We start from the raw sequence: 25,384 nt of genomic DNA, 5'->3' as shown, positions 1-25,384 counted from the left end.
TTTTGATCGATGTAAATAAGTTTGAAAGTATGCAAATTGGACTTGCATCACCTAATAAAATCCGTAGCTGGTCATACGGTGAAGTCAAAAAACCGGAAACGATCAATTATCGTACTCTGAAACCAGAAAAAGATGGTTTATTTGACGAGAGAATATTTGGACCAACTAAAGATTGGGCTTGTGCCTGTGGTAAGTATAAGGGTGTTAGATATCGCGGAATTGTTTGTGATCGCTGCGGGGTTGAAGTTACTAACGCTAAAGTCAGACGCGAGCGGATGGGTCATATTGAATTAGCTGCTCCTGTTACTCATATTTGGTATTTCAAGGGAATTCCATCAAGAATGGGATTAATTCTTGATATTTCACCAAAGTTATTAGAAGAAGTAATTTATTTTGCAGCTTATATCGTGATTGATCCAGGTGATACAGATCTTGAATTTAAGCAGTTATTAACTGAAGCTGAATATCGTGAACAAAAAGGCAAGTATGGTAATCGCTTTACTGCTAAAATGGGTGCTGAAGCCATTCGAGATTTATTACGCAAAGTTGACTTAAATCAAGAAGTCGTTGATTTAAAGAAAGAACTAGAAACAGCAACTGGCCAAAAACGGACTAGAGCTATTCGTAGATTAGACATTTTAGATGCCTTTAAGGATTCGGGTAATAGTCCTGAGTGGATGGTAATGGATGCTGTTCCAGTTATTCCTCCGGACCTACGCCCAATGGTGCAACTGGAAGGTGGACGATTTGCTACCTCTGATTTGAATGACTTATATCGGCGGGTAATTAATCGTAATAATCGGTTGAAGCGATTGCTTGATTTAAATGCACCAAATATTATTGTGCAAAATGAAAAGCGAATGCTGCAAGAAGCTGTTGATGCCTTAATTGATAATGGTCGCCGCGGTCGACCAGTTGTTGGACCAGGTAATAGACCTTTAAAATCCTTATCACACTTACTTAAGGGTAAACAGGGACGTTTCCGTCAAAACTTGCTTGGTAAACGGGTTGATTATTCTGGTCGTTCGGTTATCGATGTTTCACCAAAATTAAAATTTTACCAGTGTGGTGTTCCACGTCCAATGGCTTTGGAATTGTTTAAGCCATTTGTAATGCATGAACTGGTTAAGCGCGGAATTGCATCCAATATTAAGAGTGCTAAGCGTAAGATTGATCGTGAAGACGATGATGTCTGGGATGTACTTGAAGATGTTATCAAAGAAAGAACGGTTTTGTTAAATCGGGCGCCGACATTGCACCGATTGAGTATTCAAGCTTTTGAACCGGTTTTGGTACCAGGTAAGTCAATTCGGTTACATCCATTAGCCTGTGAGGCTTATAATGCCGACTTTGATGGTGACCAGATGGCGATTCACGTGCCATTATCTGATGAAGCCGTAGCTGAGTCACGAATGTTAATGATGGCTTCGCACCATATCTTGGCGCCTAAAGATGGTAAGCCGATCGTAACTCCATCTCAGGATGTTGTGTTAGGTAATTATTGGTTAACCCAAGCAGAACGTGGCCGCGAGGGTGAGGGCATGATTTTTAATTCGATTGCTGAAGCTACAATAGCTTATAACAATGGGATAATTCATTACCATACTATTATTGGGCTTAATGCTGCGTCGATGCCTGATAAAACTTGGCCTAAGGATTGCGAAAATGGTATTTTTGTAACTACCTATGGTAAGGCGATTTTTAACCAAATTTTCCCTGAAGATTACTTCTATGTTAATGAACCAACTGAAGAGAACTTGAATAATCCACTGGCTAGGAAGTATTTCTTAGAACCAGGTGAAGATATTTATGAGAAGATTGATAATATTGGATCTGACTTAGTGGATACTCCATTTAAGAAGTCATTCTTATCGGATTCAATTGCCACAATTTATAAGTACTATAAAGTACAAAGAACCTCAGATTATTTAGATGACTTAAAGACTTTGGGTTATACTAGTTCAACAACTTCTGGTATTACTATTGGGATGACTGATGTTCCAGAAATTGATGATAAAGATGAAAAGGTAGACAAAGCCCATAAGCAAGTTGACGTAGTTTCTAAGCAATTCAGACGTGGTTTGATTACTGAACAAGAACGTCACGATCGTGTAATTAGTATTTGGAATGATTGTAAGGATCAAGTTCAGGACGAAATTGCCCAAATTTATGATCCACATAATCCAATTACAATCATGGCTGACTCGGGTGCGCGTGGTAACATTTCCAACTTTACTCAGCTGGCCGGAATGCGTGGCTTGATGGCTACTCCTAACGGTGGACTATTTGAAATTCCAGTTACTTCAAACTTTAAAGAAGGTTTGTCCGTTTTGGAGCTGTTCATGTCAACTCACGGTGCTCGTAAGGGAATGACTGATACGGCGCTAAAGACCGCTCAGTCTGGTTACTTAACTAGACGTTTGGTTGATGTTGCCCAAGATGTGATTATTCGTGAAGAAGACTGTGGAACTGACCGTGGTATTGTGGTTCACGCCATCATGGAAGGTGACGAATTAATCGAGCCGTTGTTTGATCGACTACTTGGACGTTTTACTGGTGAAACTGTTAAAGATCCACAAACAGGTGAAACAATTGTTGGTCCTGACGTAATGTTAGATGAAAAGCTAGCACATCAGATTTGTGATGCTGGTGTAACTAACGTTAAGATTCGTTCGATTTTAACTTGTGATACTTCACATGGTGTTTGTCGTAAATGTTACGGAATGAACCTAGCTACTGCTGAAGAAGTAGAAGTCGGTGAAGCAGTTGGTACTGTTGCCGCTCAATCAATTGGTGAACCAGGTACGCAACTTACTTTACGTACTTTCCACAATGGTGGGGTTGCTGGTGCTGAGGATATTACTCAAGGGTTGCCTCGTGTGCAAGAATTGTTTGAAGCAAGAAATCCTAAAGGTCGTGCGGTTATTTCTGAAGTTGACGGTGTAATTGATTCAGTTCAAGAAAATCCGGCGGAGCATACACGTGAAATTACTGTTAAAGGTAAGATTGATACTAGAAGTTATAGTGTGCCATATACTGCTTCAGTAGCTGTTGCAGAAGGTGATGAGGTTCGCCGTGGTGATAAGCTGACTTTGGGATCAGTCGATCCAAAAGAATTAATTCAGGTAACTGATACTTTAACTACTGAAGAATATATTTTAGTTGAAGTTCAAAAAGCCTATCGAATGCAGGGGGTTGATATTTCTGATAAACACGTCGAAGTATTGACTAGACAAATGCTGCAAAAGGTTCGAGTACTTGATCCAGGTGAAACAGATCTATTACCAGGTGAAACTTTAGATATCGATCAATTTAAGGAACGTAACAAATCAGTTATTATTTCTGGTGGGATACCTGCAACTGCACAGAGCATAATTTTGGGTATTACTAAGGCTGCGCTCGAAACTAACAGTTTCTTGTCTGCCGCTTCGTTCCAGGAGACGACTCGTGTTCTGACTGATGCTTCTATTAGAGGCAAGAATGATCCATTGCTTGGATTAAAAGAAAATGTTATTATCGGAAAAATTATTCCGGCTGGTACTGGTCTCCCAGTTTACCGTGATATGGAACCTGATGCTGATGTTAAGAAGCCGAAGTCTGTTTATTCAATTGCTGATATTGAAAAGCAGATGAAGGAAGCTGACAAGGCAAAGGTGCCACAAAAATAGATAAAAAAGTGTTCTACTATTATTTTTAGTAGAACACTTTTTAGTTGAAAGGCAGTTGCAATATTAATCCTAAGAATAAATATGGGATAAAGGCAACTGCTTTTTGTGTTGAATATTTTTTACGTTGGAAACAAAAGTACAAAATTAAACAAACTGATCCAGTTAAAAAAACTAGATTAGCGAAATGAGGACTAAAGAAAAATACTAGAACTAGATAAATAATTAAGTCGCCGCTACCAAGTTTGTGTTGCCAAACGAACGTTATCAATAGTAGTGAAATTGGCAAAAATTCTAGGTAATCAAGCAATTGATAGTGAGACAAGCTAGTAAGTCTAATGAAAGCTAAAAAAATTGCTGGCAAAATCATCACTAGATGAAACTCTTGCACTTCGAAATCGCAAATCGCGGCTAATAAAATCGAAAAAAGAATAATACAGGTTAAGAGATCATTGGATTGACTCAAATCCAGGCTTATAAAGGAGAAACCACCGAATGCTTCAATTATTGGTAATTTCACTGGAATAGGATTGTGGCAATAGCGGCACTTACCGTGCAAAAAAAGATAAGAAATTAGTGGTATTTCATCCAGCAAGCCTAGTTCGGTATAACAAATTTGACAGTAAGAGTGTGGAGACCAAAAATTTGCTTGATCAAACCGATCGCAGATAAGGGCAGCGTGTGAGGCAACACAAGCTCCGATTAAAAAGTTAGTAATTGAATAAAACCATTCCATAATAAGCTCCTTAGTTTTTTAATTCAAACATAAGTATGAAAAATATTGCAGTTTATTTTTTAAAATAAATAATAGCAATTGATTTATCTCTAAAAGCGAGTACAATAGATTTTGTATGTTTTTAATGATTATTCAGGATCTAAAAAAGAAACTCCTGGATGTGTGAACACAACAATTATTTTTTTAGGAGGAAACATTTAATGCCAACCATTAATCAATTGGTAAGAAAAGGCCGTCACACTAAGACGACTAAATCAAAATCACCAGCCCTAAGTTACGGCTACAACAGTATGAAGAAGGAATTAGTATTCAACCCAGCACCACAAATGCGTGGTGTTGCAACTCGTGTTGGTACTATGACACCAAAGAAGCCAAACTCAGCATTACGTAAGTATGCCCGTGTTCGTTTGTCAAACTTAATCGAAGTTACTGCATATATTCCTGGTGAAGGCCACAATTTGCAAGAGCACTCTGTTGTTTTAATCCGTGGTGGACGTGTAAAGGACCTTCCTGGTGTTCGTTACCATATTGTTCGTGGTGCGCTTGATACTGCTGGTGTTGACGGCAGAAAACAAGGTCGTTCCAAGTACGGTGCCAAGAAAGATTAAGGAGGAGTTAAATAATGCCTAGAAAAGGACATGTAACTAAAAGAGACGTTTTAGCAGATCCAGTATATAATTCAAAACTTGTTACCAAGTTAATCAACCATTTGATGGTTGATGGTAAGAGAGCTAAGGCTTCCTCTATTCTTTATGATGCTTTTGATATTATCAAGGACAAGACCGATAAAGAGCCACTTGATGTTTTTGAAGAAGCAATGAACAATGTGATGCCTGTTTTGGAAGTTAAAGCACGTCGGATCGGTGGTTCTAACTATCAAATTCCAGTTGAAGTACGTCCAGAAAGAAGAACTACTTTAGGTTTAAGATGGCTTGTTTCATACGCACGTTTACGTAATGAGCACACAATGGATGAACGCTTAGCTAATGAAATTATCGACGCTTCAAATAACACTGGTTCAGCAGTTAAGAAGCGTGAAGATGTTCACCGGATGGCTGAAGCTAACCGGGCATTTGCTCACTACCGCTTCTAATTTGATTAATTTTTTAAGGAGATAAGAATTTATGGCTAATAAGCGTGAATTTCCATTAGAAAAGACGCGTAATATTGGTATCATGGCCCACATCGATGCGGGTAAGACTACCACTACTGAACGTATCCTTTACTACACTGGTAAAATCCATAAAATTGGTGAAACCCACGAGGGTGACAGCCAAATGGACTGGATGGATGAAGAAAAAGAACGTGGGATTACCATTACATCAGCTGCTACTACAGCTCAATGGAAAGACTACAGAATTAACATTATTGATACACCAGGACACGTTGACTTCACTATCGAAGTTGAGCGTTCATTACGTGTGCTTGATGGTGCTGTAACTGTGCTTGATGCACAAGCTGGGGTTGAACCACAAACTGAAAATGTTTGGCGTCAAGCTGAAACTTATGGTGTTCCAAGAATCGTATTCATCAACAAGATGGATAAAATTGGTGCAGATTTTGATAAATCAGTTACTTCTTTACATGAACGGTTAAATGCTAACGCTATAGCAGTACAAATGCCAATTGGTTCTGCTGATACTTTTGAAGGTGTTATCAATTTAATTGATATGGAAGCTGATATTTACGACGAAGATAAGCTTGGTTCAAGTTGGGAAACTGTTGCAGTACCTGATGAATACAAAGAAGAAGCTGAAAAGCGTCGTAATGAATTAATTGAGCAAGTAGCTGACGTTGATGATGGCATCATGGAAAAGTACCTTAATGGTGATGAAATTTCTATCGATGAATTAAAAGCTGCTATTCGTAAGGCTACCTTGGACTTAAAGGCTTTCCCAGTTTTTGCTGGTTCGGCATTTAAGAACAAGGGTGTACAAATGATGCTTGACGGTGTGGTTGATTACTTACCATCACCATTAGATGTTAAGCCTTATGTTGCTCATGATCCTAAGACTGACGAAGAAGTTGAATTAGTTGCAGGAGATGACAAGCCATTCTCAGCTTTAGCCTTTAAGATTGCTACTGACCCATTTGTTGGTCGTTTAACTTATATTCGTGTTTATACTGGTTCACTTGAATCAGGTTCATACGTGTTGAATGCTTCTAAGAATAGTCGTGAACGTGTTGGTCGTTTGCTTCAGATGCATGCTAACTCAAGAAGTGAAATTTCAGAAGTCTTTTCAGGTGATATTGCCGGTGCAATCGGCTTGAAAAACACTACTACTGGTGATTCATTGACTGATCCAGATCATCCATTAATTTTGGAAAGTTTGGAAGTTCCAGATCCAGTTATTCAAGTTTCAATTGAGCCTGAATCAAAGGCTGACCGTGATAAACTTGATGTTGCTTTGCAAAAACTGACTGAAGAAGATCCTACTTTTAGAGCCGAAACTAACGCTGAAACTGGGCAAACTTTGATTTCTGGGATGGGTGAATTACACTTACAGATCATGGTTGAACGTATGAAACGTGAATTCCATGTCGAAGCTAAGATTGGTGAGCCACAAGTTGCTTATCGTGAGACATTCACTAAGAGTGCCAAGGCTCAAGGTAAGTTTGTTCGTCAATCCGGTGGTAAGGGTCAATATGGTGATGTTTGGGTTGAATTTACTCCAAATGATCGCGGTAAAGGCTACGAATTCGAAGATGCCATTGTTGGTGGGGTAGTTCCTCGTGAATTTATTCCTTCAGTTGATGCTGGACTGCAAGAATCAATGCAGAATGGTATTTTAGCTGGATATCCACTGATTGATGTTAAGGCTAAACTTTATGATGGTAGTTATCACGAAGTCGATTCAAGTGAAACTGCCTTTAAAGTTGCTGCTTCATATGCATTAAGAAATGCTGCACCTAAGGCTGGTGCTGTTATCTTGGAACCAATCATGAAGGTACAAGTAATTACTCCTGAAGAATATCTTGGTGATGTAATGGGTTCGATTACTGCACGTCGTGGTACGATGGATAACATGCAAGATCGTTCAGGTGCTAAAGTATTGAATTCAATGGTGCCACTTGCTGAAATGTTTGGTTATGCAACAACTTTGCGTTCGTCAACTCAAGGTCGTGGGACATTTACAATGGTATTTGATCACTATTCACCAACTCCTAAGTCAATTCAAGAAGATATTATTAAGCAACGTGGTGGAAAATCCGAATAGCTTACTATAATAATTTTAAATCGAGATACTGGTAGAGCCAGTATCTCTTTTTTTGTAAGTAGATATTTTTAGTTTTTTATAAAATATTTATATGGTGAAAATACAATTTATTTTAATCAGTAATTTTGTTAGAAAATGATCTAAAAAAAATAATTAAAAGCCTGTAAGCCTTGATATTTCAACTAAAAGCAGGTATACTAGTCTTTGTGTGTTTAGGGCATATTCTGTCTTAAGCCGCGAAATGTAGTAAAGCGTTGATGCAAAAGGTTGCGGCACACCAGGCTGCATTGCCACAGGAGGCGTAGCCGGTAATTTTTGCGGAGGCCAGTCATCTTTTAAAGAAGACGTATAAGGAGGTAATTCAATGGCAAGTCAATCTATTCGAATAAGACTTAAGTCTTACGAACATGGTATTCTCGATGAATCAGCTGCTAAGATTGTAGCTACTGCGAAGAGAACTGGTGCTGAAATTTCAGGTCCAGTTCCACTTCCAACTGAAAGAGTTTTGTTTACTGTTCTTCGTTCACCACATAAGAACAAGGATTCACGTGAACAATTTGAAATGCGCACGCATAAGCGGTTAATCGACATTTTAAATCCAACACCTAAGACTGTTGATTCTTTAATGAAGCTCGATCTACCAAGTGGTGTAGACATCGAAATCAAATTATAATTTTTAAAGAGAAAGAGGTGTAATCATGACCAAAGGAATCTTAGGAAAAAAAGTCGGTATGACTCAAGTTTTCACTAAAGATGGTATCCTTGTCCCTGTAACTGTTGTCGAAGCAACACCTAACGTTGTTATGCAAGTTAAGACTGTTGAATCAGACGGCTATGAAGCAGTGCAATTGGGTTACCAAGATAAGCGTGAAGTTTTGAGCAACAAACCAGAAAAGGGTCATGCTTCTAAAGCAAAGACTTCGCCTAAGCGCTTCATACGTGAAATCCGCGGAGTTGAGCTTAAGGACTACGAAGTCGGCTCAGAAATAACTGTGGACACATTTAAGGATGGCGACGTTGTTGACGTTACCGGAATTACAAGAGGTCATGGATACCAGGGTAACATTAAGCGTTGGAACCAATCACGTGGACCAGAAACTCACGGATCAAGATATCACAGAATTCCTGGTTCAATGGGTTCAATCATTAATCGTGTACCAAAGGGTAAGAGATTACCAGGTCACATGGGTACTAAGAAAGTTACCATTGAAAACTTAGTAATTGAAAAAGTTGTAGCAGATAAGAATGTTTTGCTGATTAAAGGCAATGTTCCTGGTGCTAAGAACTCATTAATTACTGTTAAATCTGCTGTTAAGATTAATAAGTAGAAAGGAGGACAAGAATGGCTAATTTAAAAGTTATCGATCAAACAGGCAAAGATGCTGGTGAAGTTACTTTAAATGATCAAGTATTTGGGATTAAACCAAACGAAAGTGTTGTGTTTGATGCAATTATCAGACAAAGAGCTGGTAAGCGTCAAGGTACTTCTAAAGTTAAGAATAGATCTGCAGTTCGCGGTGGTGGTAAAAAGCCATGGAAGCAAAAGGGTACTGGACGTGCTCGTCAAGGTTCCATTAGATCACCACAATGGCGTGGTGGTGGTGTAGTATTTGGCCCAACTCCTCGCTCATATTCATACTCAATGCCAAGAAAGCAACGCCGGTTGGCTATCAAGTCAGTTCTTTCTCAAAAATTACTTGACAATGACTTAGTTGTTTTAGATCAATTGACTATGGCTGCTCCAAAGACTAAAGAGCTTAAGTCAACTTTAGATGGTTTAAAAGTTGAAGGTAAGGTTTTAATTGTTTCAGAAGATAGAAACGTACAACTTTCGGCTAAAAATTTACCTAAGGTTAAAGTAGTTACTATTAATGGCGTAAATGTTGAAGATGTTGTTAATTGTGACAAGATGATTTTGACTAAAGACGCTGTGGAAAAGCTAGAAAAGAATGTTGAGGGGGCTTCAGAAAAATGAGTGCACATGATATCATTTTAAGACCTGTCATTACTGAAAAGTCAACGAACTTAATGGATGATAAGAAGTACACTTTCAACGTGCTTTTGACCGCAACCAAAACACAAGTTCGCAATGCTGTTGAAGAAATCTTTGATGTTAAAGTCAAAAAAGTTAATATCATGAATGTTCGCGGAAGCGACAAACGTGTTGGTCGTTACACTGGTAAGACCGCTCGCAGTCGTAAAGCAATCGTAACTTTAACTGACGATTCAAATGACATTAAGATTTTCAAAGACGAAGAGAATAAAGAAAACAAGTAATAGGAGGTCAGTCAATTGGCTATTAAAATTTATAAGCCAACCACAAATGGTCGCCGTAATATGACTTCTTCCGACTTTGCTGAGATTACTACTAGCAAGCCAGAACGGACTCTGTTAGAATCACAATCACATACAGCAGGTCGTAATTCATATGGTCATATTACTAGTAGACATCGTGGTGGTGGACATAAGCAAAAGTACCGTATTATCGATTTTAAGCGTAATAAGGACAATACTAAAGCAGTTGTTAAGACAATCGAATACGATCCAAATAGAACTGCTAATATTGCTCTTCTTCACTACACTGACGGTGTGAAAACTTATATTTTGGCACCTAAAGGCTTAAAAGTCGGTGATGTTGTTGAATCTGGTGCTGATGCAGACATCAAGCCAGGTAATGCTTTACCACTTAAGAATATTCCTACTGGTACTTCAATTCACAATATTGAATTGAAACCTGAAAAAGGTGGTCAATTAGTTAGAAGTGCCGGTACTAGTGCTCAAGTATTAGGTGTTGATGGCAACTATACCTTAGTTAGACTACAAAGTGGTGAAGTTCGTAAGATTTTATCTGCTTGTCGTGCAACTATTGGTGTTGTTGGTAATGAGCAACATTCATTAATTCAACTTGGTAAAGCTGGTCGTAGTCGTTGGTTGGGTAGACGTCCTCAATCTAGAGGTTCTGTAATGAACCCTAACGATCACCCACATGGTGGTGGTGAAGGTAAAGCTCCAGTTGGACGTCCACAACCTATGACTCCTTGGGGTAAGAAGAGTCGTGGCGTTAAGACTAGAAATTCTAAGAAGGCCAGCGAGAAGTTAATTATTCGTCACCGTAAGGGTAGCAAATAATAAAAGGAGGGTTAATTAATGAGCCGTAGTATTAAAAAAGGGCCTTTTGCTGATGAGTCATTGTTAAAAAAGGTCAATGCACAAGCTGATGCGGATAAGAAGCAAGTTATTAAAACTTGGTCACGTCGTTCAACTATTTTCCCTTCCTTTGTTGGTTTGACTATAGCTGTTTACGATGGTAGAAAGCATGTTCCAGTTTATATTACTGAAGACATGGTTGGTCATAAATTAGGTGAATTTGTCCCAACGAGAACATTCCGTGGACACAAGACATCTGACGATAAAGCCACTGCAAAAGCTTAAAGGAAGGAGAAACACTTAAATGGCAGAACAAATTAGTTCAGCTAAGGCTGAAGCAAGAACTGTTCGGATTACTGCAAGAAAAGCTCGTTTAGTTATCGACTTAATTCGTGGTAAAGACGTTGCTGAAGCGTTAGCAATTTTGCAATTCACGCCTAGAGCTGCTTCCCCAATCGTTGAAAAAGTTTTACGTTCAGCTATTGCTAACGCAGAACACAACTACGATCTTGAGAGTGCAAATTTATACGTATCTGAAGCATATGTTAACGAAGGTGCAACTTTAAAGAGATTTCGGCCACGTGCCAAAGGTATGGCTTCTCCAATCAATAAGAGAACTAGCCATATAGTTGTTGTAGTTTCAGAAAAGAACGATTAAGGGAGGTATATTAATGGGTCAAAAGATTAACCCAAATGGGTTCCGTCTCGGCGTTATTCGCGATTGGGAATCTAAATGGTATGCTGACAGAGGTTATAAGGAAACTTTAAATGAAGATTTACGCATTAGAAAATTTATTTCTAAAAAGTTAAAATCCGCCTCTGTTTCTACTGTTGAAATTGAACGTGCAGCAAACAGAATCAATGTCTCAATCAATACTTCAAAACCAGGAATGGTTATTGGTAAGGGCGGTTCTGAGGTTGAAACATTAAGAAAAGAATTAAATGCTTTAACTAAGAAACAAGTTCACGTCAATATTGTTGAAATTAAGAAACCAGATCTTGATGCCAAGCTTGTAGCTGATAGTATTGCTAGTCAACTAGAAGCACGTATTGCTTTTAGACGTGCAATGCGTCAAGCTACTCAAAGAACTATGCGTGCAGGTGCCAAAGGAATTAGAGTGCAAACCTCTGGTCGTCTAAATGGTGCTGATATGGCAAGAAGAGAATGGCACACAGAAGGTCGTGTTCCATTGCAAACTTTGAGAGCTGATATTGATTATGCTTGGGTAAATGCTTACACTACATATGGTGAAATTGGTGTCCAAGTTTGGGTCAACCGTGGCGAAGTCTTGCCTACTAAGAGTAAGCAACCCGTTAAAGCTGCGAAGGGAGGAAACAAATAATGCCTTTAGTACCAAAACGAGTAAAACACCGTCGTGAATTCCGTGGTAAGATGCGTGGTGCTGCTAAAGGTGGCAAGACAATCGCTTTTGGCGAATATGGCTTGCAAGCCCTCGAATCGCACTGGATTACTACTCAACAAATTGAAGCTGCTCGTGTAGCGATGACTCGTTACATGAAGCGTGGTGGTAAAGTTTGGATCAGAATTTTCCCTCAAAAGTCATACACTGCTAAAGGTGTTGGTGTACGTATGGGTTCTGGTAAAGGTGCACCTGCTGGCTGGGTAGCTGTAGTAAAAAGAGAAAAGATTATGTTTGAAATTGGTGGTGTTGATGAAGCAACTGCTCGTGAGGCTTTAAGACTTGCTTCAACTAAATTACCAATCAAATGTAAGTTTGTAGCTAAAAGTTCGGAAGTAGGTGGCAATTCTAATGAAGACTAAGGATATCAGAGCGCTAACCACTGAGCAAATGTTGGATAAGGAAAAGCAATATAAAGAAGAACTTTTTAATTTGCGTTTTCAACAAGCAACGGGTCAATTAGAAAATACCGCTCGCCTAAGTAAAGTCCGTAAAAACATTGCTAGAATTAAAACAATTCTCAGTGAAGATGCACTGAAAAAAGATTAGTGGAAGGGAGTTATTAACTTGAGCGAATCAATCGAAAGAAATCATCGTCATGTATATCAAGGTCGTGTAATTTCTGATAAGAACGACAAGACAATTACTGTTGTTGTTGACACTTATAAGAATCACCCTGTTTATAAGAAGCGCATTAGATATTCTAAGAAATATTATGCACAAGATGAAAATAATGAAGCTAAAGTTGGCGATACTGTTCGTATCATGGAAACTCGTCCATTGTCTCGTACAAAGCGCTTCCGTTTAGTAGAAATTGTTAAAAAATCTGTTTAATTTTGCGGATTTTATGAGGGGAGGATTAAACAGTGATTCAAAATGAATCCCGTTTGAGAGTTGCTGATAACTCTGGTGCTAGAGAACTATTAGTTATTAGAGTCTTAGGTGGATCAAAGCGTAAGACCGGTAACATCGGTGATGTCGTAGTAGCAACTGTTAAACAAGCAACACCAGGTGGCGTTGTCAAAAAAGGTGACGTTGTTAAAGCTGTCATTGTTAGAACAAAATCAGGCGCTCGTCGCGAAGATGGCTCATATATCAAGTTTGATGAGAATGCTGGCGTAGTTATTAATGCAGATAAGAGCCCACGTGGTACTCGTATCTTTGGGCCTGTTGCACGTGAGTTACGTGAGCACGATTTTATGAAGATCGTCTCTCTTGCTCCTGAAGTCTTATAATTAAGTGAGGTGCACTGATGTTTGTTAAAACTGGTGACAAAGTAAAAGTTATTGCCGGAAAAGATAAAGGTAAAGAAGGTACTGTTCTTTCAGTTAATGTCAAGAAAAACCGTGTGGTTGTAAAAGGCGTAAATACTGTTAAGAAACATGAAAAGCCTTCACAAAATAATTCTAACGGTGGTGTGGTTGAATCAGAAGGTTCAATTCACGCATCCAATGTTAAAGTTATTGCAAAAGCTGAAAACAAAAAAGAAGATAAGGAATAGAGAGGAGGATACAAATGGCAAATTATTTAGCTCAAGAATATAAAGAAAAAATGGTTCCAGCAATGCAGGAAAAATTTAGTTATGACTCTGTTATGCAGGTACCAAAGATCGAAAAAGTAGTCTTGAACATGGGTGTTGGTGATGCAGTTTCTAATGCTAAAAATTTAGATGAAGCTGTTGAAGAATTAACTTTGATTTCTGGTCAAAAGCCACTGGTTACAAAGGCTAAGAAATCCATTGCTAACTTCCGTTTGCGTGAAGGTATGTCTATTGGTGCTAAGGTTACTCTTAGAGGGAATAGAATGTATGATTTCTTATATAAGTTAATCAACGTATCTCTTCCACGTGTTCGTGACTTTCGCGGTGTTTCAAGTCGGTCTTTTGACGGTCGTGGCAACTACACTTTAGGTATTAAAGAGCAATTGATTTTTCCCGAAATTGACTTTGATAAGGTAAACCGTACTAGAGGTTTAGATGTTGTTATCGTTACTACTGCCAATACAGACGAAGAAGCACGTGAGCTTTTAAGTCAATTTGGTATGCCGTTTGCAAAATAATGGAGGACATTAATGGCTAAAACATCACAAAAAATCAGAAATCATCGTCCTGCTAAATTTTCATCACGCGAATATACTCGCTGTGAGCAATGTGGTCGTCCACACTCAGTATACCGTAAGTTTGGCTTATGCCGTATTTGCTTGAAAGATTTAGCTCACAAAGGTCAAATCCCAGGTCTTAAAAAGGCTAGTTGGTAATACGGTTAGGAGGATAGCATAATGGTCATGACAGATCCGATCGCAGATTATTTGACTAGAATTAGAAATGCCAACATGGCAAAGCATGATTCAGTTGAAATTCCTGCATCAAATATTAAAAAATCTATTTCGGAAATTTTGAAACGCGAAGGTTTTATCCGTGATTACGAAGTTGCTGATGATAACAAACAAGGCATTATCAAGGTTTTCTTGAAATATGGTCCAAACGGAGAACGTGTCATTTCAGGTTTAAAACGTATTTCTAAGCCAGGTCTTAGAAATTATGTAAGTGCTGAAGACTTACCTAAAGTTCTTAATGGTTTAGGTATTGCCGTCGTTTCTACTTCTGCCGGTGTAGTTACCGATAAGGAAGCAAGACAGAAAAACGTCGGTGGCGAAGTTCTTGCGTACGTTTGGTAATTCTGACAGAAAGGAGAACATGCAATGAGCCGTATAGGTTTAAAAACAATTGAGGTCCCTGAAAGTGTCACTGTTACCAAAGAAGGCGACAATATAACTGTTAAGGGCCCAAAGGGTGAATTAACTAGATACTTTGACCCAAAGATTACTTTCAATCAAGCTGATGGCAAAATCAACTTTTCTCGTTCAAATGAAAATGATAAAGCACTTCATGGCACTGAGAGAGCTAATTTAGCTTCAATGGTTGAAGGCGTAGTTAATGGCTATAAGAAGACTTTAAAGTTGATTGGTGTTGGTTACCGTGCTACTACTCAAGGTGACAAGTTAACTTTAAACGTTGGATATTCACAACCAGTTGAAATGACTGCACCTAAGGGAATTTCCGTTAAAGCTACTTCAGCAACTGAAATTGAAGTAGAAGGAATTTCTAAACAAAGTGTAGGTCAATTTGCCGCTGAAATCCGCGGTGTACGTCCACCTGAGCCTTATAAGGGTAAAGGTATTCGTTATGTTGACGAATACGTACGTCGTAAGGAAGGTAAAACAGGTAAATAATAATTAATTTTTTTGAGGTGAAATTGTGATTTCAAAACCAGATAAAAATAAGTTACGCTTAAAGCGTCACAAACGTATTCGTGGCAAGATTTCTGGTACTGCTGAGCGCCCACGCTTAAGCGTTTTTCGTTCAAACAAAAACATCTACGCTCAATTAATTGATGACGTAGCGGGTGTAACGCTAGCAAGTGCCTCAACTTTAGATGATTCCATTGCTAAGGATTCCACTAAAGTAGAACAAGCAGAAGCTGTTGGTAAAGCAATCGCTGAAGCAGCAAAAGCTAAGAATATTACAAATATTGTTTTTGACAGAAGTGGTTATTTATACCATGGCCGTATCTCAGCTTTGGCAGATGCTGCTCGCGAAAACGGATTAGATTTCTAGGAAGGAGAATAATACATGGCAAACCGCAACGATTCTCGTAATAATCGCAGAAATAAAGACGACATCGAAGATCAGTTAGTATCAATTAATCGTGTCACTAAGGTTGTCAAGGGTGGTCAGCGAATGAGATTTGCTGCCTTGGTAGTTGTTGGCGACAAAAAAGGTCGTGTAGGCTTTGGTACTGGTAAAGCTCAAGAAGTTCCAGAAGCAATCCGTAAGGCTGTTGAAGCTGGTAAAAAGAACATGATTAATGTTCCTACGGTTGGTACTACCATTCCTCACGAAGTAATTGGTCACTATGGTTCAGGTAGTATTTTGTTTAAGCCTGCACCAGCTGGTTCAGGTATTGCAGCTGGTGGTGCTGTTCGTATCGTAATGGATATGGCAGGTATTGCTGACGTTACTTCTAAGTCACTTGGTTCCAATACACCAATTAATGTTGTACGTGCAACAATTGATGGTTTGAAAAAACTTAGAACGAGTGAAGAAGTTGAAAAGCTTCGCCACGCAGATTTAGATTAGGGAGACAATAAATGACTGAATTAAAAGTTACTTTAATTAGAAGTGCTGCGCACCGTCTACCTAACCAAAAGAAAATTGTTAAGGCTCTTGGCTTAGGTAGAGTTAACAGCTCAGCTGTTCTGCCAGACAATGCTGCTACACGTGGGGCACTGATGAAGATTGCTCACTTAATTTCTGTTGAAGAAATTAATAAATAATTTATTGAGGAGGTGCCGAATTAATGAAGCTTCATGAATTACATGCTGCAGAGGGTTCACGCAATACTAGAAAACGTGTTGGACGTGGTACTTCAAGTGGTTATGGTAAGACTTCTGGTCGTGGACAAAAGGGTCAATTGGCCCGTCAAGGCGGACATACTCGTTTAGGTTTTGAAGGTGGCCAAATGCCATTGTTTAGAACTATGCCTAAGCGTGGTTTCAAGAATGTCAACCGTAAAGAATATGCAATTGTTAATTTAGATGACTTAAACAAGTTTGAAGATAACAGTGATGTAACTATTACTGATCTAAAAGAAAAAGGCTTGGTAAAGAAAGAGTTATCAGGTGTTAAAGTACTTGCTAAAGGCGAGTTAAAAGTTAAGTTAAATGTAAAGGTTAATAAAGTTTCCGCTGCTGCCAAAAAAGCTATTGAAGCAGCTGGTGGATCTGTTGAGGTGATCTAATGTTTTCGACCTTGAAGAACGCCTTTAAGGATAAAGAAATTAGAAATAAAATTTATTTTACACTCTTTATCCTTTTGCTATATCGCATCGGTGCCAATATCACTGTTCCCGGTGTTAATGCAAAAGCGATCACTCAAGTTGCTCAGACTGGATTAGTACCAATGTTGGATACTGTTTCAGGTGGTGGACTAGATAATTATTCAATTTTTTCTCTCGGAGTTTCTCCCTATATAACAGCACAAATTGTTATTCAGCTGTTGCAAATGGATATTGTTCCTGTTTTAGTTGAATGGGGAAAGCAAGGAGAAGTAGGTCGGCGTAAAACAAATCAGGTCACTCGTTGGCTTGCACTTGTAGTTGCATTTGTTCAGAGTATTGGGATCACTCTTGGTTTCAATTCGTTAACACAAATGGGATTAGTAAAAACGCAAACGTGGCAGACTTATGTAGAAATTGCCATAATTATGACTGCCGGCACTATGCTACTTACTTGGCTTGGTGATGAAATCACTGACAAAGGACTAGGTAATGGTGTTTCTGTTATAATCTTTGGTGGAATTATTGCACGACTACCAGGTGGTCTTTGGCAAATTTTCAAAGAGGACGTTATAAATAATAACGCGAGTGATCGTTGGCAAGGAATTTTGTTCTTCATCGCGATTATCATTGCAATTCTCATCGTAACGCAATTGGTTACATGGGTTGAACAGGCAGATCGTCGTATTCCAATTCAATATACAAAAAGGGCTACTGTCAGTGGTTCAGAAAGTTTTTTGCCATTAAAGGTCAATGTTTCAGGTGTTATTCCAGTAATTTTCGCAAGTTCGTTTATTATTACACCTGCAACTATTCTAATGCTCTTTCAAAGAACTCAAGGCGATCAGCAATGGTACAAAGTAATGACCAGTATTTTTAGTATGCAAACGACACCAGGTGTTATCATTTACACTGTACTAATTATCTTGTTTACTTTCTTCTATGCTTTTGTTCAGGTTAACCCTGAGAAGCTGGCTAAGAATTTGCAAAAACAAGGTGCTTATATACCAAGTGTCTGGCCTGGTAAGGATACCCAAAGTTACGTTTCAAAATTGTTGATTAGATTATCAACGGTTGGATCAGTTTTCTTAGGTTTAGTTGCCTTATTGCCACAGCTTGCTACTAATTTCTGGGACTTACCTAGTTCAATTGGTTTAGGTGGAACAAGCCTTTTGATTGTTATTGGAGTAGTTTTGGAGCTATCTCGTCAAATTAATGGATTATTAATGAAGAGAGAATATATTGGATTCATCAGATAGGAAATGGAAAAATGATTAACTTATTTCTTTTGGGATTGCCTGGAGCTGGCAAAGGTACGGTATCAGAGCAAATTGTTGATAAATATCACTTAACTCATATTTCAACTGGGGATATGTTTAGGGAAGCAATGGCTAATGAGACTAAAGTTGGTCTTGAAGCTAAAAGTTATATTGACAAAGGTAATTTGGTACCTGATGAAGTAACTGCTAAATTAGTTGAGGAACGTCTGGCTCAGCCTGACATTAAAAATGGTTATATTTTGGATGGTTTTCCAAGAACAACTGTCCAAGCTGAAATGTTGGATGAAATCACTAAAAGGCTTAGTAAACCTTTAACAAAAGTTATTTCGCTTGAAGTTAAAGAAGATACTCTAGTCAAGCGTTTATCTGCTCGCTTTATGTGTAAAAAATGTGGTGCTACTTATAACAAGATTACTAAGATGCCTAAAGAAAAAGACACCTGTGATCGTTGTGGTAGTCATGAATTTTATCAACGTGAAGATGACAAACCAGAAGTAGTTAAGAATCGTTTAGAAGTTAACGAAAAGATGAATACGCCTTTGAAAAACTTTTATCAAGCAAAGGGTTTGCTAACAACTGTAAATGGTGAACAAACTCCAGAAAAAGTTTTTGAAAGTGTAGACACTGTTTTAAGCGATAACTAATAATTTAGATATTTGCTTGGACGTGTTATAATCTCAAAGTATGACTGTTTAATTGCGGAGGAAAGACTTTGGCAAAAGATGATGTCATTGAAGTAAAAGGTAAGGTTGTAGATACTTTGCCTAATGCTATGTTTAAAGTTGAATTGGAAAATGGAGCTGTTATTTTAGCACATGTTTCCGGCAAGATTAGAATGCACTACATTCGTATTTTGCCTGGTGACCGTGTTACTGTGGAACTTTCTCCTTACGATTTAACAAAAGGTAGAATTACGTATCGGTTTATAAAGTAATAACGGGGGTAAACATGAAGGTTAGACCATCTGTTAAACCAATGTGTGAACATTGTAAGATTATTAAAAGACATGGTCGTGTAATGGTTATTTGTTCTGCAAATCCAAAGCACAAGCAACGTCAAGGTTAAAAATAAAATAGGAGGTGCAATTTATGGCACGTATTGCTGGTGTTGACTTACCAAGAGATAAAAGAATAGTTGTTGCTTTAACATATATTTATGGTATTGGTGAACCAACAGCTCAAAAGATTTGTTCAGATGCTGGTGTTTCTGAAGACATCCGTTCAAAAGATTTGACTCCAGATGATCAAGAAAAGCTGCGGATGGAAGTTGACAAATACCGTGTTGAAGGTGACTTGCGTAGACAAGTTAGCATGAATGTTAAGCGGTTAATTGATATCGGTTCATACCGCGGCATTCGCCATCGTCGTGGCCTTCCGGTTCGTGGACAAAATACCAAGAATAATGCACGGACTCGTAAGGGTAGTAAAAAGAATAGATAAATTTTATAAGGAGGTTTATTGATGCCAAAAACAGCACGTAAGCGTCGTGTGAAGAAGCACGTTGAAAAGGGCGTTGCGCATATTCATTCAACGTTTAATAATACTTTAGTCATGATTACTGACGTACAAGGTAATGCAGTTGCTTGGTCTTCAGCTGGTGCATTGGGCTTTAAGGGTAGTCGTAAGTCTACTCCTTTTGCAGCTCAAATGGCAGCAGAAGCAGCAGCTAAGAGTGCAATGGATCAAGGCATGAAACATGTAGAAGTTTCTGTTAAGGGTCCTGGCGCTGGTCGTGAATCTGCTATTAGATCACTGCAAGCCGCTGGTCTTGAAATCACTACAATTCGTGATGTTACTCCAGTTCCCCACAATGGTTCCAGACCACCAAAACGTCGTCGTGTATAATTTTGTTCTTAATGAAGAACATTGCGTTTTGAAAGGGGCCTAGTAATGATTGAATTTGAAAAACCCAATATTACCGTTGTTGACCAAGAGAAGTCTTACGGCAAATTTATTATTGAACCACTTGAACGTGGCTTTGGTACTACTTTAGGTAACTCATTACGTAGAGTTTTACTTACGTCTATCCCAGGAACCGGTCTGGTTTATGTTCAAGTCGATGGTGTCTTGCATGAATTTTCAACAGTACCCGGTGTTCGCGAAGATGTAACTAAAATGATTCTGAATTTGAAGAAACTTGAATTAAAGTCTCTTTCAGATGAACAAAAGCTTATTGAGTTGGATATTGAAGGACCGGCTACTGTAACTGCCGATGATCTTAAAGTTGATTCAGATGTTCAAATACTGAATCCAGATCAATATATTTGTACTATTGCTGATGGCGGTCACTTGCATATGCAAATTGCTGTCAAAAATGGTCGTGGATATGTAGCGGCGAGTGACAATAAGAGTGAAGATATGCCAATTGGGGTTATACCAGTAGATTCTCTTTTCTCACCAATTAAAAAAGTTAATTATCAGGTTGAATCGACTCGGGTTGGAAAAAGGGATGACTTTGACAAGCTTACTTTAGAAGTTTGGACTGATGGTTCAATCAAACCTAATGATGCCCTTAGTTTTGCTGCTAAAATTTTAGTAGAACACTTCAAAGTGTTTGAAACTGCTGATGCAAGTACAAAATTTGATGATGTTATGATTGAAAAAGAAGACAACACAGCAGAGAAAAAACTTGAAATGACAATTGAAGAGTTAGATTTATCTGTTCGTTCATATAACTGTCTTAAACGTGCAGGCATTAATACTTTGCAAGAGTTAACTGATAAGACTGAAGCAGATATGATGCGAGTACGTAATTTGGGTCGTAAATCATTGGAAGAAGTTAAGAACAAATTAGCTGACTTAGGACTTTCACTTCGTCAAGAAGATTAATGAAAAATAAAAGGAGGTAAACTTGATGGCATACCGTAAATTAGGCTGGGACAGTGCACATAGGAAAGCAATGCTGAGAGAAATGACCACTCAACTGATCATTAAAGAGCGGATTGTTACTACTGAAACTCGTGCCAAAGAAATTCGTAAAACAGCCGAAAAAATGATTACTTTAGGTAAACGTGGTGACTTGGCCGCAAGAAGAAAAGCTGCTGCTTTTGTTCGCGATGAAGTTGCTGATATCCATGAAGAAGATGATGCAGTAGTTGTTAAATCAGCATTGCAAAAGCTTTTTAGTGATATTGCTCCACGTTACAAAGATCGTAATGGTGGTTATACTAGAATTATGAAGTTAGCTAACCCTCGTAAGGGTGATGCAGCTCCAATGGTTGTTCTTGAATTAGTTTAGTTTCAGAACAACAAACTTAATAGCTATTAAGAATTATCCATGAAAGTGAGAATAAGCGTTAAGATGATGACGAAAGTTTAGTCTAGCTTAGATAATAAAAGTTATCCCTCTTCATGGATGATTTTTTTTGCTTTTTTATAAAAATGGCTACTAACAGATTTATATTTTATCTTGTTAGTAGCCATTTTAATTATTTAGACACTTAATTCAATAAATTGTATAGCTGGTCATATACTTGATGTGAGAATCCAGGTGCAAATAACAAAATTATCCCTAGTAAAAGTAGAGCTATTCCGACTGTAATTATTAACATCTTCCAAAATTTAGATGTAATTTTGGAACTTATAACAAGTAAAATTATTCCAATAATTAATGTTGATAGTAGCATTGTAAAGCCCATATTGATCACCACCCTTTTATATAATATATATTTTACTGTATATTAATTAAGTTATAGTTAAGAATGGAAAAATTATAATTAAAATTAATACTTAATAAAAAAATAAATTAAGTAATATCACAAATAACTGGTCATTTTTGGTACAATAGAAAAGATTATAGGACGGTGAAAAAATGGCTGCAAATAGTATTATTAAGATTAAAAACGTAAGTTATACTTATCCCGAAACTAAAAAGCCAGCAATAGATCAGATTAGTTTTGAAGTTGAAAGGGGATCATGGACTGCAGTAATTGGGCATAATGGAAGTGGCAAATCAACTATTATTAGATTAATTAATGGTTTGTTAGTTCCAGATGAACAGGGACAACCGTATATTGAAGTTGATGGTGTAGAGCTAACTGATGATACAGTTTGGCAGATTAGAAACAAGGTCGGGGTAGTTTTTCAAAATCCTGACAATCAATTTGTTGGCGCTACTGTAGCTGACGATGTGGCTTTTGGTTTGGAAAACCGTGGTGTTGCTCGTAATGAGATGTTGAAGATTATTCCTAAAGTTCTTGAAGCAGTAGGAATGTCTTCAAGTAGTGATGTTGAGCCTGCCAATTTGTCAGGAGGACAAAAGCAAAGAGTAGCAATAGCTGGTATTTTGGCAATTAAACCTAAAATTATTATTTTAGATGAGGCAACCTCAATGCTTGATCCTGAAGGAAAAAATCAAATTTTGGAAATTGTGCGCCAAATGAAAAAAAAATATCATTTAACAGTTATTTCAATTACGCATGATATTGATGAGGCTAGTCAAGCCGATCAGGTAATCGTTATGAATGATGGCAAGCTAGTTGATCAAGGATCAACCAAAAAGATTTTTAATCAAACACAAGTACTTGATGATTTAGGGCTTGACGTGCCATTTTTTCAACAAATAAAAATAAGACTTATACAAGATGGCATCAAACTGCCTAATGATATTGATTCAGAAGAAGAGATGATCAATTACTTATGTCAATTAAATTCGAAAATGTAAGCTATATTTATGCACAAGATTCGCCAACTGAAAAAATTGGGTTGGAGAATATTAATTTTGAAATACAAGATGGCTCTTTTGTAGCAATCATTGGGCATACTGGTAGTGGCAAGTCGACTTTAATGCAGCATTTTAATGCCTTACTTAAGCCTGCAACAGGGAAAATTGAAATTGCTGGGACGACAATTACACCTGAAACAACCAATAAAAATTTAAAAGAATTACGACGAAGAGTGAGCTTAGTTTTTCAATTTCCAGAATCGCAATTATTTGAAAGTACTGTCTTAGATGATATTGCATATGGACCAAAAAATTTCGGTTATAATAATGCAGAGGCTAATGAGCTAGCAAAAAAATGGTTGAAAAAAGTGGGATTGCCTGATTCACTTGCTAGTGTATCTCCATTCGAATTATCTGGCGGACAGATGCGTCGGGTAGCAATAGCTGGGGTAATGGCTTATGAACCAGATATTCTTTGTTTAGATGAACCAGTCGCAGGACTTGATCCACAAGCGCGCAAGCAAATTATGCAACTATTTGCTGAATATCAAACAGAAGGGCACACTGTTATTTTGGTAACTCATAATATGGATGATGTAGTAGATTATGCCGATGACGTAATTGTTATGGAACAAGGAAAAATGATAAAGCATGATCGTCCAAGCAAAGTTTTTCAGAAGCGCAGTTGGCTTCGACAACATCACTTAGATGAACCTAAAGCAATGCTGTTTGCCAGTCGTTTGCATAATTATACTTTTCCACAGCTGCCGCTTACAAGTAATGACTTGGTGAAAGCAATTGCAGAAAATTTGCGGAGGTAGTTTAGATGAGTAAGATTTTAATTGGACGTTATGTCCCGGGAAATTCACTTGTTTATAAAATGGATCCGCGTGGAAAACTGCTAGCAACCATCTTCTTTATTTTGATCATTTTTCTAGCTAATAATCCAGTCACATATGCAATTGTAACAATATATAGCTTGTTAGCAGTTGCAGCAACAAAGCTAAAACCACGAGTTTTCTGGGATGGCGTCAAGCCAATGATTTGGCTAATTTTTTTCACTTCTGTCTTACAATTATTTTTCACAGTGGGTGGAACTGTTTATTGGCAGTGGGCATTTCTCGCGATTTCAAGTTATGGGATAGAGAATGCAGTCTTTATTTTTATTCGATTTACGGTGATTATTTTAATTTCAACGGTAATGACGGTAACTACGATGCCGCTTGAAATTGCGGATGCGATGGAATGGCTTCTGACGCCATTGAAATTGTTTAAAGTTCCTGTGGATAAAATTGCCTTAGTCATGTCGATTGCACTTCGCTTTGTGCCAACTTTATTTGATGAAACGGTTAAGATAATGAATGCACAACGTTCTCGCGGAGCTGATTTTAATGACGGAGGCTTGATTAAGCGCGCTAAAGCAATCACGCCTTTATTAGTGCCATTGTTTATTAGTTCTTTGGAAACAGCCCTTGATTTGTCAACGGCAATGGAATCACGTGGCTATCGCGGTGATGCAGGCAGAACCAAATATCGTATTTTACGCTGGTCAAAATATGATCTATATAATTTAGGCTATTTTGCTAGTTTAATTATATTACTAATAATTTTTAGGACTGCATAATGAAAACTAATTATAAAATGACCCTGGCATATGATGGGTATTTATTTCATGGTTTCCAGTCACAGCCAAACCAGAGAACGGTTCAAGGTACTATTGAAGCTGCTCTGAAAAAAATGTCTAAGGGTAAGACGATTCAGGTTGAAGGCTCAGGTCGAACTGATGCTGGTGTTCATGCGCTAGGTCAAGTAATTCAATTTATTTATGAAGGCAATCCGATTGTTCCTGAAAGAATGTTGTTTGCGCTAAATTCAATGATGCCGCTAGATATTGTTTTTAAAGAGTGTGAAATTGTTAATTCGGATTTTCATGCCCGTTACAGTGTTAAAGGTAAATGGTATCGATATCGAGTTAGTCTGGATAAGTTCGTTGATCCTTTCAAACGATTTTATACCGGTCACTATCCTTATCCAGTTGATATCGCAAAGATGAAATTAGCTGGGCATGATTTACTGGGAAGGCATGATTTTACAAGTTTTGCGGCAAGTGGTGGCCAAATAAAAAATAAGGTTCGCACTATGTATTATGTCAATGTTGAAAAAGATGAGGCTAGCAATGAAGTGATTTTTGACTTTATTTGCTCTGGCTTTTTGTATAATATGGTGCGGATTTTAGTGGCTACTTTACTTGAAATAGGTAATGATAAACGACCTATAGATGATATTCCCCGGGTAATAATGGCTAAAGATCGTGAACAAGTCAGGGAAACAGCTCAAGCAAGTGGGTTATATCTATACCATGTTTTTTATGAAGACGTACCTGAAAAATATCGACAAGACTTAGCCTAACATTGACATTT

The 25,384-nt window shown here is 37.9% G+C and carries 38 protein-coding genes; 37 read left to right on the top strand and 1 reads right to left on the bottom strand.

Going from position 1 to position 25,384, the window contains the following annotated elements:
* Positions 1 to 2 precede the first annotated feature (2 nt).
* Positions 3 to 3,668: a DNA-directed RNA polymerase subunit beta' gene (rpoC, locus tag OZX59_RS04145; protein ID WP_277126881.1), complete on the top strand. Its 3,666-nt coding sequence runs from the start codon at positions 3 to 5 to the stop codon at positions 3,666 to 3,668.
* A 40-nt stretch (positions 3,669 to 3,708) separates the two neighbouring features.
* Here the strand turns inward: rpoC and OZX59_RS04140 are convergent, their stop codons facing one another.
* Positions 3,709 to 4,401, bottom strand: a complete 693-nt coding sequence (locus tag OZX59_RS04140; protein WP_277126880.1) for an A24 family peptidase — start codon at positions 4,399 to 4,401, stop codon at positions 3,709 to 3,711.
* A 200-nt stretch (positions 4,402 to 4,601) separates the two neighbouring features.
* Here OZX59_RS04140 and rpsL point away from each other — a divergent pair, with 200 nt between their 5' ends.
* The 36 genes from rpsL to truA all read left to right on the top strand — a co-directional run bounded on the left by rpsL (position 4,602) and on the right by truA (position 25,373).
* Positions 4,602 to 5,009 carry a 30S ribosomal protein S12 gene (gene rpsL, locus OZX59_RS04135; RefSeq protein ID WP_277126879.1) on the top strand — a complete coding sequence of 136 codons (408 nt, stop codon included), beginning with the start codon at positions 4,602 to 4,604 and terminating at the stop codon, positions 5,007 to 5,009.
* Between the two features lie 14 nt (positions 5,010 to 5,023).
* On the top strand, positions 5,024 to 5,494 hold the full coding sequence (gene rpsG / locus OZX59_RS04130; RefSeq protein ID WP_277126878.1) for a 30S ribosomal protein S7: 471 nt from the start codon (positions 5,024 to 5,026) through the stop codon (positions 5,492 to 5,494).
* 31 nt (positions 5,495 to 5,525) lie between these two features.
* Positions 5,526 to 7,619 carry an elongation factor G gene (gene fusA, locus OZX59_RS04125; RefSeq protein ID WP_277126877.1) on the top strand — a complete coding sequence of 698 codons (2,094 nt, stop codon included), beginning with the start codon at positions 5,526 to 5,528 and terminating at the stop codon, positions 7,617 to 7,619.
* A 364-nt stretch (positions 7,620 to 7,983) separates the two neighbouring features.
* Positions 7,984 to 8,292, top strand: a complete 309-nt coding sequence (rpsJ, locus tag OZX59_RS04120; protein WP_046327486.1) for a 30S ribosomal protein S10 — start codon at positions 7,984 to 7,986, stop codon at positions 8,290 to 8,292.
* Between the two features lie 25 nt (positions 8,293 to 8,317).
* Positions 8,318 to 8,947, top strand: coding sequence for a 50S ribosomal protein L3 (gene rplC, locus OZX59_RS04115; protein ID WP_277126876.1), 630 nt, complete (start codon positions 8,318 to 8,320; stop codon positions 8,945 to 8,947).
* Positions 8,948 to 8,961: 14 nt separating this feature from the next.
* Positions 8,962 to 9,594, top strand: coding sequence for a 50S ribosomal protein L4 (gene rplD, locus OZX59_RS04110; protein ID WP_277126875.1), 633 nt, complete (start codon positions 8,962 to 8,964; stop codon positions 9,592 to 9,594).
* Complete coding sequence (rplW, locus tag OZX59_RS04105; protein WP_277126874.1) at positions 9,591 to 9,896, top strand: 50S ribosomal protein L23; 306 nt, start codon at positions 9,591 to 9,593, stop codon at positions 9,894 to 9,896. Before rplD ends, rplW begins: the two co-directional genes overlap by 4 nt.
* A gap of 15 nt (positions 9,897 to 9,911) precedes the next feature.
* Complete coding sequence (rplB, locus tag OZX59_RS04100) at positions 9,912 to 10,748, top strand: 50S ribosomal protein L2 (protein WP_277126873.1); 837 nt, start codon at positions 9,912 to 9,914, stop codon at positions 10,746 to 10,748.
* Between the two features lie 18 nt (positions 10,749 to 10,766).
* Entirely contained in the window at positions 10,767 to 11,051 is a 285-nt protein-coding gene (gene rpsS / locus OZX59_RS04095) for a 30S ribosomal protein S19 (RefSeq protein ID WP_277126872.1), read from the top strand.
* Positions 11,052 to 11,070: 19 nt separating this feature from the next.
* Positions 11,071 to 11,424: a 50S ribosomal protein L22 gene (gene rplV / locus OZX59_RS04090; RefSeq protein WP_277126871.1), complete on the top strand. Its 354-nt coding sequence runs from the start codon at positions 11,071 to 11,073 to the stop codon at positions 11,422 to 11,424.
* A 13-nt stretch (positions 11,425 to 11,437) separates the two neighbouring features.
* The gene (gene rpsC / locus OZX59_RS04085; protein WP_277126870.1) at positions 11,438 to 12,109 is read left to right on the top strand and encodes a 30S ribosomal protein S3; all 672 of its coding nucleotides are present in this window, start codon (positions 11,438 to 11,440) and stop codon (positions 12,107 to 12,109) included.
* A complete protein-coding gene (rplP, locus tag OZX59_RS04080) occupies positions 12,109 to 12,549 on the top strand; it encodes a 50S ribosomal protein L16 (protein ID WP_277126869.1) in 441 nt (146 codons plus the stop codon). Before rpsC ends, rplP begins: the two co-directional genes overlap by 1 nt.
* Positions 12,539 to 12,736 carry a 50S ribosomal protein L29 gene (rpmC, locus tag OZX59_RS04075; protein WP_277126868.1) on the top strand — a complete coding sequence of 66 codons (198 nt, stop codon included), beginning with the start codon at positions 12,539 to 12,541 and terminating at the stop codon, positions 12,734 to 12,736. The genes rplP and rpmC overlap by 11 nt, the downstream gene beginning before the upstream one ends.
* An 18-nt stretch (positions 12,737 to 12,754) precedes the next feature.
* A complete protein-coding gene (rpsQ, locus tag OZX59_RS04070) occupies positions 12,755 to 13,021 on the top strand; it encodes a 30S ribosomal protein S17 (protein WP_277126867.1) in 267 nt (88 codons plus the stop codon).
* Positions 13,022 to 13,053: 32 nt separating this feature from the next.
* Positions 13,054 to 13,422: a 50S ribosomal protein L14 gene (gene rplN / locus OZX59_RS04065; RefSeq protein ID WP_277126866.1), complete on the top strand. Its 369-nt coding sequence runs from the start codon at positions 13,054 to 13,056 to the stop codon at positions 13,420 to 13,422.
* A gap of 17 nt (positions 13,423 to 13,439) precedes the next feature.
* Positions 13,440 to 13,688 carry a 50S ribosomal protein L24 gene (rplX, locus tag OZX59_RS04060; RefSeq protein ID WP_277126865.1) on the top strand — a complete coding sequence of 83 codons (249 nt, stop codon included), beginning with the start codon at positions 13,440 to 13,442 and terminating at the stop codon, positions 13,686 to 13,688.
* A 14-nt stretch (positions 13,689 to 13,702) separates the two neighbouring features.
* The gene (gene rplE / locus OZX59_RS04055; protein ID WP_277126864.1) at positions 13,703 to 14,245 is read left to right on the top strand and encodes a 50S ribosomal protein L5; all 543 of its coding nucleotides are present in this window, start codon (positions 13,703 to 13,705) and stop codon (positions 14,243 to 14,245) included.
* 12 nt (positions 14,246 to 14,257) lie between these two features.
* Positions 14,258 to 14,443, top strand: a complete 186-nt coding sequence (locus OZX59_RS04050; protein ID WP_277126863.1) for a type Z 30S ribosomal protein S14 — start codon at positions 14,258 to 14,260, stop codon at positions 14,441 to 14,443.
* Positions 14,444 to 14,464: 21 nt separating this feature from the next.
* The gene (rpsH, locus tag OZX59_RS04045; RefSeq protein ID WP_277126862.1) at positions 14,465 to 14,863 is read left to right on the top strand and encodes a 30S ribosomal protein S8; all 399 of its coding nucleotides are present in this window, start codon (positions 14,465 to 14,467) and stop codon (positions 14,861 to 14,863) included.
* A gap of 24 nt (positions 14,864 to 14,887) precedes the next feature.
* On the top strand, positions 14,888 to 15,418 hold the full coding sequence (rplF, locus tag OZX59_RS04040; protein ID WP_277126861.1) for a 50S ribosomal protein L6: 531 nt from the start codon (positions 14,888 to 14,890) through the stop codon (positions 15,416 to 15,418).
* A gap of 25 nt (positions 15,419 to 15,443) precedes the next feature.
* Positions 15,444 to 15,803, top strand: coding sequence for a 50S ribosomal protein L18 (gene rplR, locus OZX59_RS04035; RefSeq protein WP_277126860.1), 360 nt, complete (start codon positions 15,444 to 15,446; stop codon positions 15,801 to 15,803).
* Positions 15,804 to 15,818: 15 nt separating this feature from the next.
* A complete protein-coding gene (gene rpsE / locus OZX59_RS04030; RefSeq protein ID WP_277126859.1) occupies positions 15,819 to 16,325 on the top strand; it encodes a 30S ribosomal protein S5 in 507 nt (168 codons plus the stop codon).
* 11 nt (positions 16,326 to 16,336) lie between these two features.
* Positions 16,337 to 16,522: a 50S ribosomal protein L30 gene (gene rpmD, locus OZX59_RS04025; RefSeq protein WP_277126858.1), complete on the top strand. Its 186-nt coding sequence runs from the start codon at positions 16,337 to 16,339 to the stop codon at positions 16,520 to 16,522.
* Between the two features lie 23 nt (positions 16,523 to 16,545).
* Complete coding sequence (gene rplO, locus OZX59_RS04020; RefSeq protein ID WP_277126857.1) at positions 16,546 to 16,986, top strand: 50S ribosomal protein L15; 441 nt, start codon at positions 16,546 to 16,548, stop codon at positions 16,984 to 16,986.
* Positions 16,986 to 18,281, top strand: coding sequence for a preprotein translocase subunit SecY (gene secY / locus OZX59_RS04015; protein WP_277126856.1), 1,296 nt, complete (start codon positions 16,986 to 16,988; stop codon positions 18,279 to 18,281). Before rplO ends, secY begins: the two co-directional genes overlap by 1 nt.
* 11 nt (positions 18,282 to 18,292) lie before the next feature.
* On the top strand, positions 18,293 to 18,946 hold the full coding sequence (locus OZX59_RS04010) for an adenylate kinase (protein ID WP_277126855.1): 654 nt from the start codon (positions 18,293 to 18,295) through the stop codon (positions 18,944 to 18,946).
* Between the two features lie 68 nt (positions 18,947 to 19,014).
* A complete protein-coding gene (gene infA, locus OZX59_RS04005; protein WP_034980408.1) occupies positions 19,015 to 19,236 on the top strand; it encodes a translation initiation factor IF-1 in 222 nt (73 codons plus the stop codon).
* 14 nt (positions 19,237 to 19,250) lie between these two features.
* The gene (gene rpmJ, locus OZX59_RS04000; RefSeq protein ID WP_003647815.1) at positions 19,251 to 19,367 is read left to right on the top strand and encodes a 50S ribosomal protein L36; all 117 of its coding nucleotides are present in this window, start codon (positions 19,251 to 19,253) and stop codon (positions 19,365 to 19,367) included.
* Positions 19,368 to 19,390: 23 nt separating this feature from the next.
* Positions 19,391 to 19,741 (top strand): 30S ribosomal protein S13, encoded by a 351-nt coding sequence (gene rpsM / locus OZX59_RS03995; RefSeq protein ID WP_277126854.1) that lies wholly within the window; start codon positions 19,391 to 19,393, stop codon positions 19,739 to 19,741.
* A 21-nt stretch (positions 19,742 to 19,762) separates the two neighbouring features.
* Entirely contained in the window at positions 19,763 to 20,146 is a 384-nt protein-coding gene (rpsK, locus tag OZX59_RS03990; RefSeq protein ID WP_277126853.1) for a 30S ribosomal protein S11, read from the top strand.
* Positions 20,147 to 20,191: 45 nt separating this feature from the next.
* Positions 20,192 to 21,130 (top strand): DNA-directed RNA polymerase subunit alpha, encoded by a 939-nt coding sequence (locus OZX59_RS03985; RefSeq protein ID WP_277126852.1) that lies wholly within the window; start codon positions 20,192 to 20,194, stop codon positions 21,128 to 21,130.
* A gap of 25 nt (positions 21,131 to 21,155) precedes the next feature.
* The gene (gene rplQ / locus OZX59_RS03980) at positions 21,156 to 21,539 is read left to right on the top strand and encodes a 50S ribosomal protein L17 (protein ID WP_277126851.1); all 384 of its coding nucleotides are present in this window, start codon (positions 21,156 to 21,158) and stop codon (positions 21,537 to 21,539) included.
* Between the two features lie 573 nt (positions 21,540 to 22,112).
* Positions 22,113 to 22,964 carry an energy-coupling factor transporter ATPase gene (locus OZX59_RS03975; RefSeq protein WP_277126850.1) on the top strand — a complete coding sequence of 284 codons (852 nt, stop codon included), beginning with the start codon at positions 22,113 to 22,115 and terminating at the stop codon, positions 22,962 to 22,964.
* The gene (locus tag OZX59_RS03970) at positions 22,940 to 23,785 is read left to right on the top strand and encodes an energy-coupling factor transporter ATPase (protein ID WP_277126849.1); all 846 of its coding nucleotides are present in this window, start codon (positions 22,940 to 22,942) and stop codon (positions 23,783 to 23,785) included. The genes OZX59_RS03975 and OZX59_RS03970 overlap by 25 nt, the downstream gene beginning before the upstream one ends.
* 5 nt (positions 23,786 to 23,790) lie before the next feature.
* On the top strand, positions 23,791 to 24,588 hold the full coding sequence (locus tag OZX59_RS03965) for an energy-coupling factor transporter transmembrane component T (RefSeq protein ID WP_277126848.1): 798 nt from the start codon (positions 23,791 to 23,793) through the stop codon (positions 24,586 to 24,588).
* On the top strand, positions 24,588 to 25,373 hold the full coding sequence (gene truA, locus OZX59_RS03960; protein WP_277126847.1) for a tRNA pseudouridine(38-40) synthase TruA: 786 nt from the start codon (positions 24,588 to 24,590) through the stop codon (positions 25,371 to 25,373). The genes OZX59_RS03965 and truA overlap by 1 nt, the downstream gene beginning before the upstream one ends.
* Positions 25,374 to 25,384 lie beyond the last annotated feature (11 nt).

Origin of the sequence: Lactobacillus sp. ESL0681 (assembly GCF_029392835.1) — a bacterium.
In the GTDB taxonomy this organism is placed as follows: domain Bacteria; phylum Bacillota; class Bacilli; order Lactobacillales; family Lactobacillaceae; genus Lactobacillus.
This window is presented reverse-complemented; position numbering and strand designations above follow the sequence as displayed.